The 11,179-nt window shown below is 71.1% G+C and carries 10 protein-coding genes and 1 tRNA gene; 8 read left to right on the top strand and 3 right to left on the bottom strand.

Annotation, left to right across the window (positions count from 1 at the left end; genetic code table 11):
- From HCN51_RS54390 to HCN51_RS54355, 8 genes are all read left to right on the top strand, one after another.
- On the top strand, positions 1-1,044 hold a 1,044-nt coding region (locus HCN51_RS54390), incomplete at its 5' end, for a metallophosphoesterase (RefSeq protein WP_168021653.1).
- Between the two features lie 75 nt (positions 1,045-1,119).
- Positions 1,120-1,677, top strand: coding sequence for a helix-turn-helix transcriptional regulator (locus HCN51_RS54385; protein ID WP_346434157.1), 558 nt, complete (start codon positions 1,120-1,122; stop codon positions 1,675-1,677).
- 141 nt (positions 1,678-1,818) lie between these two features.
- The gene (tmk, locus tag HCN51_RS54380) at positions 1,819-3,861 is read left to right on the top strand and encodes a dTMP kinase (RefSeq protein ID WP_080044302.1); all 2,043 of its coding nucleotides are present in this window, start codon (positions 1,819-1,821) and stop codon (positions 3,859-3,861) included.
- Positions 3,862-3,981: 120 nt separating this feature from the next.
- Positions 3,982-5,157: a DNA polymerase III subunit delta' gene (locus HCN51_RS54375; protein ID WP_168021652.1), complete on the top strand. Its 1,176-nt coding sequence runs from the start codon at positions 3,982-3,984 to the stop codon at positions 5,155-5,157.
- A gap of 208 nt (positions 5,158-5,365) precedes the next feature.
- On the top strand, positions 5,366-5,938 hold the full coding sequence (locus HCN51_RS54370) for a sigma-70 family RNA polymerase sigma factor (protein ID WP_230465717.1): 573 nt from the start codon (positions 5,366-5,368) through the stop codon (positions 5,936-5,938).
- Positions 5,935-6,975, top strand: coding sequence for a permease-like cell division protein FtsX (locus tag HCN51_RS54365; RefSeq protein WP_168021651.1), 1,041 nt, complete (start codon positions 5,935-5,937; stop codon positions 6,973-6,975). The genes HCN51_RS54370 and HCN51_RS54365 overlap by 4 nt, the downstream gene beginning before the upstream one ends.
- Before the next feature lie 115 nt (positions 6,976-7,090).
- Positions 7,091-7,927, top strand: coding sequence for a PSP1 domain-containing protein (locus HCN51_RS54360; protein ID WP_206069026.1), 837 nt, complete (start codon positions 7,091-7,093; stop codon positions 7,925-7,927).
- A gap of 483 nt (positions 7,928-8,410) precedes the next feature.
- Positions 8,411-8,487, top strand: a tRNA-Thr gene (locus HCN51_RS54355).
- Positions 8,488-8,601: 114 nt separating this feature from the next.
- Here HCN51_RS54355 and HCN51_RS54350 read toward each other — a convergent pair.
- The 3 genes from HCN51_RS54350 to HCN51_RS54340 form a co-directional block, all read right to left on the bottom strand.
- The gene (locus HCN51_RS54350) at positions 8,602-9,183 is read right to left on the bottom strand and encodes a dihydrofolate reductase family protein (RefSeq protein ID WP_168021649.1); all 582 of its coding nucleotides are present in this window, start codon (positions 9,181-9,183) and stop codon (positions 8,602-8,604) included.
- A gap of 233 nt (positions 9,184-9,416) precedes the next feature.
- Entirely contained in the window at positions 9,417-9,905 is a 489-nt protein-coding gene (locus HCN51_RS54345; RefSeq protein ID WP_168021648.1) for a YcxB family protein, read from the bottom strand.
- A gap of 173 nt (positions 9,906-10,078) precedes the next feature.
- Positions 10,079-11,146, bottom strand: coding sequence for an LLM class flavin-dependent oxidoreductase (locus tag HCN51_RS54340; RefSeq protein ID WP_168021647.1), 1,068 nt, complete (start codon positions 11,144-11,146; stop codon positions 10,079-10,081).
- Positions 11,147-11,179 lie beyond the last annotated feature (33 nt).

Genomic DNA, 11,179 nt, shown 5'->3' with positions numbered 1-11,179 from the left:
GTGATGTTCTACCTGGTCGTCATCCTCGTGGTGCTGGAGGTGCCGCGGGCGGTGGCGGCGGCGTCGCTGCGCAGGGCCGAGCGGCGGGAGCGGGTGCCGGCGCCCGTCCCGGTGACGGTGGGCGGGGGGACGCCCGTCTCGTCCCCGTCCGAGCCGGAGCCGGCGCCCGTCTCGTCCCCGTCCGAGCCGGAGCCGGTGCCCGTGCCCGACCTGAGCAGGCGGCTCTTTTTCGGGCGGACCACCGCCGCCATCGCCGGGGCGGGCGCGCTGGCCACGGTCGGGTACGGCATGTCGAGCGCGCTCGGCGACCCCGTGATCGAGCGGGTCAGGGTCGCGCTGCCGAAGCTGGACCCGCGGCTGCACGGCCTGCGGTTCGCCGTGGTCAGCGACATCCACCTCGGGCCGCTCACGGGCATCGGCCACACCGAGCGGATCGTCCGGATGATCAACGGGCTCGAGGCCGACGTGGTGGCGATCGTGGGCGACCTCGTGGACGGGACCGTGGCCCAGCTCGGGGCGCTGGCGCGACCGCTGAAGAGCCTCGAGTCCCGCTACGGGGCCTATTTCGTGACCGGTAACCACGAGTACTTCACCGCCGAGGGCCCCGGCGAGTGGATCGAGGAGCTCAAGGAGCTGGGCGTACGCTCCCTGCGCAACGAGCGCGTCGAGATCGGCCACCAGGGCGCCGTGCTCGACCTCGCGGGCGTGAACGACGTCGGCGGCGCCGCCAGCGGCGACGGCCCCGACTTCGGCAAGGCGCTCGGCGGGCGCGACACCGGCCGCTCCACGGTGCTGCTCGCGCACCAGCCGATCCAGGTGGACGAGGCCGCGCGGCACGGCGTCGACCTGCAGCTGTCCGGGCACACGCACGGCGGGCAGATCGCGCCGTTCAACCTGGTGGTGGGGCTGCAGCAGCCGGTCGTGTCGGGGCTGGCCAGGGTGGGCGGCACGCAGGTGTACGTCACCAGGGGAGCGGGTTTCTGGGGCCCTCCGGTACGCGTCGGAGCGCCGCCCGAGATCACCCTGCTGGAATTGGGTGGCTGACTTCTGGTAATCCGGTGGTCACGTGGCGCCATGATGGCGTAGAGTATCCGTCCGGATACTTTGCGGAGGTGGTTCGTGGTCTCCTCGCCTGTGGAGCGGGTGCTGGGCCAGGAGGTCGCCTTCTGGGCCAGGCGCGGCGGGCTGCTGCTCAGGCAGGCCAGGCATGCCGCGAGCCTCAACCAGAAGGCGCTGGCCAGCGTGAGTGGCACGTCGCGCACCACGTTGTCGGCCTACGAACACGGCAGGAAGTCGCCGACGCTGGAGACCGCGGGGCGCATCCTCGACGCGGCCGGGTTCCGGCTGGTGCTGGAGCCCAAAGTCGAGTGCGCGGCCCACGTGGGCGCCGACGGGCGCGTCTTCCACGTGCCCAGCCGGCTGCGGCGGCTGCCGGTGGCGCAGGCGCTGGGCGTCCTGCGGCTCGGCGAGCGCGTCTACGACCTGTCCGACCGTGACGAGCGGCGGGCGGCCTACACCGCGCTGCTGTGCGGCGGCGGGCCGGGCGAGCTGCTGGGTCACGTCGACGGCGTGCTGCTGATCGACCTGTGGGACGAGCTGGTTCTTCCCGACGACATCAGGGGCGCCTGGCAACCATTGGTCGAAGAGGCGCGGCAAGAGTCCGGAGTTATGAATTGATGATGTTTTTGGGGCCCTATTCGAGGTGTGTAACCTGCGCTCCGGGTCGTTCCCGTAATACCCTCGGCCACGAGCAGCCGGGGATATCCGGCTCGTCTCTTGTCCACCCACTTCCGGTCAACACCTGGATACGCTGAAATCATGACTGCCCCTGGCCGAAGCCGCCCGACTCATGTGCTGGCCAATGCGCCGTTCCGACGGCTCTGGACCGCCATGTCGGTGTGCAGCCTGGGCGACTGGCTCAACCTCCTGGCCCTGACCGCCCTCGCGGGAAACCTCACCCAGGGTGACTACCGCGTGCAGTCGCTGGCCGTCGGCGGCGTGTTCGTGGCCAAGATGTTGCCGGCCGTGCTGCTGGGGCCGCTGGCGGGCGTGTTCGCCGACCGGTTCGACCGGCGGCTGACGATGTTCTGCGCAGACCTCGCCAGGTTCGCCGTGGTGCTGTCGATCCCGTTCGTCGACAACTACCAGTGGGTCATCATCGCGACCGTCCTGGTCGAATGCGTGAACCTGTTCTGGGTGCCGGCCAAGGAGGCCACGGTCCCCAACCTGGTGCCCAAGGCGCAGCTCGAGCAGGCCAACCAGCTCAACCTGCTGGTCACCTACGGCACCGCGCCCGTCGCGGCCATGCTCTTCGCCGCGCTCTCGGTGGCCGGCGACCTGATCGCGGGCATCGTGCCGTTCCCGCTGGGGCGCGACGCGACCGGGCTGGCGCTGGTCGTGAACGCCTGCGCGTACCTCGTCTCGGCCTTCCTCATCTTCACCCTGCGCGACATCCCCAAGCGCGACGGCGCCATCTCCACGCCCTCCGTGCTCAAGCAGGTCGTCGAGGGCTGGCGCTTCGTCGGCGGCAACCGCCTGGTGCGCGGTCTGGTCATCGGCATGCTCGGGGCGTTCGCCGCGGGCGGCGCGGTGGTGGGCGTGGCCAAGGTCTACGTCGAGGCGCTCGGCGGCGGCGACGCGGCCTACGGCGTGGTGTTCGGCGCCGTCTTCGTCGGCATGGCGCTGGGCATGTTCTTCGGGCTCAGGCTGCTGCGCGAGCTGTCGCGGCGGCGGCTGTTCGGGCTGGCGATCACCGTGGCCGGGGTGGTGCTGGTCGCGATCGCGCTGGTGCACAACCTCGTGATCGTGGTCATGCTGACCGTGGTGCTCGGCGCGTGCGCGGGCATCGCCTGGATCATCGGCTACACGCTGATCGGGCTGGAGGTCGAAGACGCGCTGCGCGGCCGCACGTTCTCGTTCCTGCAGTCGACCGCGCGGGTCACGCTGCTGCTGGTGGTCTCCCTGGCCAACCCGCTGGCCGCCCTGTTCGGGCTGCACACGCTGGGGCTGGGCGAGTTCAGCTACCGCTTCGACGGCACCAACCTGGTGCTGGTGATCGGCGGCGCGCTCGCCGTGGGCGTCGGCCTGCTGGCGCTGCGGCAGATGGACGACAGGAAGGGCGTCTCCCTGGCGGCCGACCTCCTCGCGGCCGTACGCGGCGAGCGGTTCCCCACCGAGGCGGCCGAGCACGTGCCCGGGCTGTTCATCGCGTTCGAGGGCGGCGAGGGGTCCGGCAAGACCACCCAGTCACGCATGATCGCCATCTGGATGCGCGACCAGGGCTACGACGTGGTGCAGACCCGCGAGCCCGGCTCCACCAAGGTCGGCATGCGGTTGCGCGCCATCCTGCTCGACGCGGCCGAGCGCGGCCTGTCGGCGCGCTCCGAGGCGCTGCTGTACGCCGCCGACCGGGCCGAGCACGTCGAGAAGGTGATCAGGCCCGCCCTCTACCGGGGCTCGATCGTCATCACCGACCGCTACGTCGACTCGTCGCTGGCCTACCAGGGCGCCGGGCGGGCGCTCGACCCCGCCGACGTGTCCAAGATCAACGCTTGGGCCACAGGCGGGCTCGTGCCGCACCTGACCGTGCTCATCGACACGCCGCCCGAGGTGGGGCTGACCCGGCTCGGCGGGGCCGCCGACCGCATCGAGTCCGAGCCGATGGAGTTCCACGAGCGGGTGCGCAAGGAGTTCCGCGCGCTGGCGGCCTCAGCGCCCGAGCGTTACCTCGTCGTCGACGGCACGCTGCCCCAAGACGTCGTCACCCGGCAGATCCAAGACCGCATCAGGGAGATCCTGCCCGACCCCGTCCCGCGCGAGTCGGAAGACGCCACGGGGACGATGCCCGCCATCCGCGACTAGCCCGATCCGGAACCGGCCCGCTCCGCGACCAGCTCGATCCGCGCGTGGCTCGCTCCGTGACCAGCTCGATCCGCGCTTTGCCGTCCCCTCGCGAGGCGAAGTGCAACTAGCCTTACGGTCGTGACGGTTTTCGATGACCTCGTGGGGCAGGACCAGGCGATCGCCGTGCTGTCGCGGGCCGCGGCGGCGGCCGGCGAGGTCGTCGCGGGTGGGCGCGGCGCCGGCATGACGCACGCCTGGCTGTTCACCGGCCCGCCCGGCTCCGGCAGGGAAGACGCCGCCCGCGCCTTCGCCGCCGCGCTGCTGTGCCCCGACGGCGGCTGCGGCCACTGCGACCAGTGCCACCAGGTGCTCATCGGCTCCCACCCCGACCTCGAGTCCGTACGCCCCGAGGGCCTGTCCTACAGCGTCAAGCAGACCCGCGAGCTGATCCTGCGGGCCGCCGGGGCGCCGACGCAGGGGCGGTGGCGGGTCATCCTGTTCGAGGACGCCGACCGGGCCACGGAATCCGCCGCGAACGCCCTGCTCAAGGCCATCGAGGAGCCGCCGCCCCGTACGGTCTGGCTGCTGTGCGCGCCCGCCCCCGACGACATGATGATCACCATCAGGTCGCGCTGCCGCCTCGTGAACCTCACCACGCCCGGCACCGAGGCCGTCGCCCACGTGCTGGCCACCCGCCACAGCGTGCCGTGGGAGACCGCCAGGTTCGCCGCACGGGCCGCGCAGGGGCACATCGGCCGGGCCCGCGCGCTGGCGCTCGACGAGGGCGTCCGGGCGCGGCGCGAGGCGGTGCTGAGCATCCCGCGCTCCCTGACCGGCGTCGGCGAGTGCGTGTCCGCCGCCGAGCGCCTGGTCAAGACCGCCGAGGAGGAGGCCGCCGCCGCCACGACCGCGCTCAACGAGAGCGAGACCTCCGAGCTGCGCAAGCTGTACGGCGAGGGGTCCACCGGCAAGGGGCTCAACCGGGGCCTCGTGCGCGGCGGGGCGGGCGCGCTCAAGGAGCTGGAGGACCGGCAGAAGTCGCGCGCCACCCGCATCAAGCGCGACTCGCTGGACGCGGCGCTGCTGGAGCTGGTCTCGTTCTACCGGGACGTGCTGGCCATGCAGTTCGCGGCGGCGGGGGTGGAGCTGGCCAACGACGACCTGCGGTTCGACCTGGATCAGCTCGCCAAGTCGTCCACGCCTGAGGAGACGCTGCGGCGCATCGACGCGATCATGCAGTGCAGGGAACGGCTGGCGGCGAACGTCAACCCGCAGATGGCCGTCGAGGCGATGATGCTGGCGCTGCGGCCCTGACCACGGCGCCTGTCCTTCACGGAGGGCACTGGGCACTAGAGGCGCGCGGCGCCGTGGGCTGGGCGCGGGCGGCGGTCCGGTTGCGGCGGGGCGCGGTAGGCGGTCCGGTTGCGGCAGGGCGCGACGGGCAGTCCGGTTGCGGTGGGCGGTCCGGTTGCGGTGGGGCGCGGCGGGCGGTCGGAGTTGGGTAGGGGCCGAAGATAACTGAGTGACCCGAGCAGCAGACGAGGCCGCCGAACGTCTCTGTTACGTGGAAGTCGAACTACTCACCCAGCAGGAAGATCTCGCCCGGCGGCGGGTCGACGTAGCGTCGATCTTCGCCGAGCACCATGTCGGCCTGGTGCGGCTGGCCCTCATCATGGTCGGCGATCAGGCCACCGCCGAAGACGTCGTGCAGGAGGCGTTCGCACGCACGCACGCCGGCCGGGCCAGGCTGCGCGACGCCGACAAGGCGCTGGTCTACGTGCGGTCGGCGGTGCTCAACGGGTGCCGGTCGGTGCTGCGCAGGCGGGCCACGGTGTTCCGGCGGGCGCTGCCGTACGAGCCGCCGGTGTGGTCGGCGGAGAGCGCCGTGCTGATGGGGGAGGAGCGGCGCGAGGTGCTGCTCGCGTTGCGCCGGCTGCCACGCAGGCAGCGCGAGGCCCTGACCTTGCGCTACTACTTCGATCTCGCTGACCAGGAGATCGCCGAGACGATGCGGATCAGCGCGAGCACGGCCAGGTCGACGATCGCGCGAGGGCTGAAGGCCCTCGGCCGAGCGCTTGGGGAGGATCATTCATGAACAGCCCGGTGGAAGACAGGTTGCGGGAGGCGCTCGCCGAGGCGGGTGCGGCGGTGGACCAGAGCGCGCTGCGGCCGCTGCGGGTGCCTGAGCGGCGGCGGTTCCGCATGGACTACCGCCTGGTGACGGCGGCGGTCGCCGTGGCGGTCGCGGGGTCGGCGGTCGCCGTGCTGGCGGTCGGCGGCGCGGAAGGCGGCAGGGATCAGCTGACGGCTGCGAGCGTGTTCTCGCGGGCCGACGCCGATGTGACCGTGTTCCTGTGCACGGCGACGGCACCGAAGGAGACGGGCTGCACGGCGGCGGCCGGCCCCGAGCAACGCGACATGATCGAGCGGGTGCTGCGGGAGCAGCAGTCGCAGATCGCCGCCAGCCAGTGGGTGAGCCAGGCCACCGCCTACGACGACTTCCGCGAGCGCTACGCGGGCAACCAGGCGCTGCTCGACGCCGTCCGGCCCGCGGACCTGCCGCCGTCTTACCAGGTGAAGCTGCGCCAGGGCGCCGACCGCCGGCAGGTGACGTCGGCGTTCCTCAAGGCGGGCGGGGTGGCGGCCGTCATCGATCACGCTGAGAGCGCCGACGCCATGGCGGCGGTGCAGAAGGGGCAGAAAACGGACGTCAACGTCTTCCTGTGCACGGCCGGCACAAGTCTGCCGGCCTGCGCTCCGAAGTCCGGGAGCGGCAAGAAGGGGGTGGCGGCCACTGCCGACCAGGTGAAGGCGATCCAGCAGACGATCCAGCAGATGCCGGAGGTGAAGGACGTCGTCTTCGAGGACCAGGCGGCCGCGTACGAGAACTTCAAGCAGGCGTTCAAGGACAACAAGGCGCTCGTCGAGGCGACCCGCGTCCAGGACATGCCTCAGTCGTTCAGGATCAGACTGAAGTCCGATGCCCCGGCGTGGGCCCTGGTCGACAAGCTGAAGCGGCAGCCCGGCGTCGCTCAGGTCGTGAGCCACTGGTGCATCGACGAGCGAGCGGCGCTGCACGCCGATTTCGGGTTGTATCTGCCGGACAGGACGGTATGCCCCGGGGGTGCGTGATGGGGCGACATCCACACGCCCGCCCCTGACTTCCGGTGTACGGACACACGTAATCTGACAGAGAAGGCCGTCCGAACCCCCTAGGCCGTCAGGAGGCGAGCTCGAGCCCATGGGAATGATCATGGCCGTGAGCTTCACCCGTTACGGGAGGCTCTACTACCTCGACCCCGGCGAGCACAGCCCCAAAGTGGGCGACAAGGTGCTCGTCCCGACGGACTCGGGTCCGGAGGTGGCGGAGTGCGTGTGGGCCCCGCAGTACACGAGCGAAGACATCGACGGGCTGCCGGTGTGCGCGGGCATCGCCGGCGAGGAGCACCTGACGCGGGACGAAACGAACAAACGCCGCAGAGCCGAGGCACGCAGTGTGTCCAAGCGGCTGATCAAACGACACACGCTGCCGATGAAGGTCGTCGGCATCGACTACCTCGACCAGGACAACGTCTACACGGTCTACTTCTCCGCGCCGCACCGGGTCGACTTCCGCGCTCTCGTACGCGACCTGGCCCGCAACCTCCGGGCCAGGGTCGAGCTGCGGCAGATCGGCCCGAGAGACGAGGCCCGCCTCCAGGGCGGCATCGGCCCCTGCGGCCGTGACCTGTGCTGCGCCACGTTCCTCAAGGACTTCGAGCCCGTCTCCGTACGCATGGCCAAAGACCAGGAGCTGCCGGTCAACCCGCTGCGGATCGCGGGGGCATGCGGCCGGCTCATGTGCTGCCTGAAGTACGAACACCCCCTCTACCAGGAGTTCCGCGCCTCAGCCCCCCGGGTGGGGGCCAGCGTCGACACCCCGCAGGGAGCCGGGACGGTAATGGGCCACAACGTGCCGTCGGACTCCGTGGTGGTGCGGCTCAACGACGGGGGGCGGAGGTGCTCGTGTTCGCGGGCTAGCGTGTGCGGGCCTCGAAAGGCGCATGACGCGGCTTACGGGGGCGAGCCGGGGGATGAGGTGTAGCACGTCACCGGGTCTGTGAGGGGCGTTCCTGGCGCTTACGGACACGCTCGTGCGACGCCTCCCCGGGGGGCCCGCATGGCTCGTGAGGGCAGCTCGTGTGACGCGTCCTTGCCGTGCGCACTACGAGGCGCAGGCATGCGCTCCGGGCGTGGCCCGTACGACGCGCAGCATGCTTTCCGGCGTGGCGCCGTGTGAGGGGCGGCTGGTCTTCGGGCGTGGTGCCATGTGAGGGGCGGGCGTGCTCTTCCGACGTGGTGCCGTACGACGAGCGGCATGCGCTTCGGGCGTGGTGCCGTGTGAGGGGCGGGCGTGCTCTTCGGGTTCGGTGCCGGACGAAGCGGGAGCGTGCGGCCGGTGTGTCGTGCGACACTTCGTCCGAGCCTGACCGCGCGCCTGCAGGTATGGTCTGTCCGGGCATCGGGTGATCGATGGGAGCGAGAACCCCTCGGGCTCCTGTAGACTCTTTCACGCTGCACAGCGCACGCCGCCTTAGCTCAGTCGGCCAGAGCACTTCACTCGTAATGAAGGGGTCTGGGGTTCGAATCCCCAAGGCGGCTCCATGATGAAGGCCCTCCGTGATCCTCACGGAGGGCCTTCGTTCGTCTTCTGCTGTTGAACGGTGGGAGCCGTCCAGTACGGGGACGGGGCAGGGCGGTGAGGGCCGGCCCGGGTGGTCAGTGGCGGACGCGGTAGCGCAGGTGGAGTACGCGGTTGCCCTGGATCACCACGTGCGGGTTCTCCAGCAGGTGTTGGGCGTCGACCGAGCCGAAGTAGCGCTTGCCCGTTCCGAACACCACGGGTACGACGTCCATGGCGATCTCGTCCACGAGGCCCGCGGCCAGCACCTGGCCGCCGACGTCGCCGGCCGCCACCTCTACCGTACGGTCGCCCGCCAGCTCCTGGGCCCTGGCCATGGCGGTTTCGATGCTGTTGGCGAAGTGGAACGGCGCGTTGGGGTCCCAGCCTTCGGGCATGGGGCGGTGGGTCACGACGACCACATGGTCGATGCCGCTCGGCGGCTTGCCGCCCCAGCCGTCCGTCATGTCGAAGACGTGGCGGCCGACGACGGTCACGCCGATCTCGTCCCAGTACGAGCGGGTGTGGTCGTAGGACGCTCGCGACACCCTGATCCCCCCGGAGTCATCCAGGGGGACGTCGCCGTTGGACAACCAGTCGAACAGCGGTCCGGGCTGGTCGTTCTCGTCCGCGATGAAGCCGTCGACCGACACCGAGCTGTACAAGACCACCTTGCCCATGAGGCTCACTCCTGTTCATCGGGGAGTGTCCATATTGGCGTGCCAGGGGGTGCCGGCTCTTGTAAGAAATCCAACGGCTCGCAGATCCATCGGCTGGTCCGGCGGGGTGCCTTCCAGGTCCGTAGTGATGAGCGGCTGCAGGGATTCGCCCGCGAGTTCTTCGAGATCGTGGACTTTCACGCCGTCGGAGCTGATGAGAGCCGGTTCCAGTCCCTGACCCTGCGGCGCGGGCGTTAGGCGGTGGAGGCTTTGCGCGGGCTCGTCAGCGGGGACAGCCGGGCGTCGAGTTCGGCCTGTTGTTCCGGGGTGAAGGCGTTTCTCGGGAGGAAGCCGGTGGCTTGGTTGTTGACGAAGAACAGCCAGAAGTCGGGGGTCGCGACCACCCGCGAGAACAACGACCAGCGGGCCGACGTGGTGAGTTTCTCGGAGCGGCTCTCGTAGCCGTCGTCAGTCACGTGCAGGGTGGTCGGGACGCAGAGGTGCGGCACCTGCTTCCGCGCCGCCCGGCGCAGCGACCAGGGCATCACGAACGGGACGACGGCCGCCGCCACCAGCAGGCCCAAGCCGAGGCCGATGGTGCCGAGCAGGAGGAAGACGGCGCCGGCCACGGCGAGGAAGGCCGGGAACAGCCACAGCAGGGCCTTGATCTGGTGCTTCAGTGCCCGCTCGATCGCGCCCACCACTTGGTCGGGAGTGGGCTCGTACTCAACGGTGAAATCCATGCCTGTGCCGCCTCCTCATCGCCGCTCCCTTGTCGTCGGGGGGAGATCGTGAGAGGGATCTTGCTGGAGTGGGTGGGGCACGCGCAACCGAGATCACCTTCCGGAGCGTGGCGGGGGTGCGGGTCGGCGGGGCCGTCATCGTCGGGACCAGTTCCGCCGCCAGGGTGCGGGTGTCAGCTCTGCATGAGGGACTTCGCCTCGGCCAGGAGCTCCACCTGCGACCGCCAGTCCCCGCCCGAGATCCCGAGCACCGCGTGGCTCGCCCCGGCCGCGCGGTACTCGGCCAGCCGCTCGGCGACCTCCTTCTGCTGTCCCGTGAGCGGGAGCTCGGCGACCTCCTCCAGCGGCCGCCCGTAGCCGCCGCTGATGCCGGCCGCGATCTCGGCCTGGGCGCCGGGTCCGCCGCCGACGAACGCGGCTCCGCCGATGGCGATGACGGGCGCGGGGCGTCCGTACGAGGCCGCGAGCTCCGCCAGCCTGTCCCGGCCGCGCATGACCTCCTGCGGCGAGATGAGGGACGGGAACCAGCCGTCCCCCAGCCGGCCGGCCCGCCGGATCGCCGCCGCCGACGCGTTCCCGACCCACACCGGCGGCATGGCGACCGCAGGGGCCAGCTGGACGGGCAGGCCCGCATCGGCGGTCGGTGTGGATTGATCGGGCCGGGCGTCACGTGCGGATTGATAGGCCCGGCGCGTGTCAGCGTCAGGAACGGGTCGGCGCGTGTCAGCGGCTGGTCCAGGCTGGGCGGATGGGCGGGCGTCAGCGTCGGGCTCGGGCTGTGCCGGCGGGCGGGCGCCCACGGCATCCGGCAGCACGACAGGGTCACCTGCCAGCAGCCGCGGCAACAGCTCCAGCGCGGTGTCCGTACGCCGCCCCCGCTCGCCGTACGGCACCCCGGCCGCCGCCCACTGCTCGGCCCCGCCGCCGGACCCGACCCCCAGCACGAGCCGCCCACCCGACACGTACTGCAGGGTCGCCACCTGCTTGGCCGCCCACACGAGCGGCCGGATGGCGGGGATGAACACGCTGGTCCCGATCCTGATGCGGGTGGTGGCCGCGGCGGCGGTGGCCAGGGCGATGGGCGCGTCCAGCACGGGGCCGCCGACGGCGAGGTGATCGCCGTGCCACACCGCGTCGAGCCCGGCCTGCTCGGCATGCCTGGCGGCCTCCGTCAGGGTGAGACGGTCCCGGCGCTGTACGGCGACTCCCGGCAGGATGACGCCGATCTCGAAGCTTCCCATGTGATCAAGCGTGCAACCTCGACCTAAGTTCAT

The sequence above is a fragment of the Nonomuraea composti genome, from assembly GCF_012034275.1.
GTDB lineage: Bacteria > Actinomycetota > Actinomycetes > Streptosporangiales > Streptosporangiaceae > Nonomuraea > Nonomuraea composti.
This window is presented reverse-complemented; position numbering and strand designations above follow the sequence as displayed.

Excerpts from the sequence above, each read along its gene's own strand:
- HCN51_RS54360 (WP_206069026.1), top strand. The coding sequence starts at position 7,091 with ATGATCATGGCCGTGAGCTTCACCCGTTACGGGAGGCTCTACTACCTC.
- tmk (WP_080044302.1), top strand. The coding sequence starts at position 1,819 with ATGACTGCCCCTGGCCGAAGCCGCCCGACTCATGTGCTGGCCAATGCG.
- HCN51_RS54345 (WP_168021648.1), bottom strand. The coding sequence starts at position 9,905 with ATGGATTTCACCGTTGAGTACGAGCCCACTCCCGACCAAGTGGTGGGC.
- HCN51_RS54350 (WP_168021649.1), bottom strand. The coding sequence starts at position 9,183 with ATGGGCAAGGTGGTCTTGTACAGCTCGGTGTCGGTCGACGGCTTCATC.
- HCN51_RS54340 (WP_168021647.1), bottom strand. The coding sequence starts at position 11,146 with ATGGGAAGCTTCGAGATCGGCGTCATCCTGCCGGGAGTCGCCGTACAG.
- HCN51_RS54365 (WP_168021651.1), top strand. The coding sequence starts at position 5,935 with ATGAACAGCCCGGTGGAAGACAGGTTGCGGGAGGCGCTCGCCGAGGCG.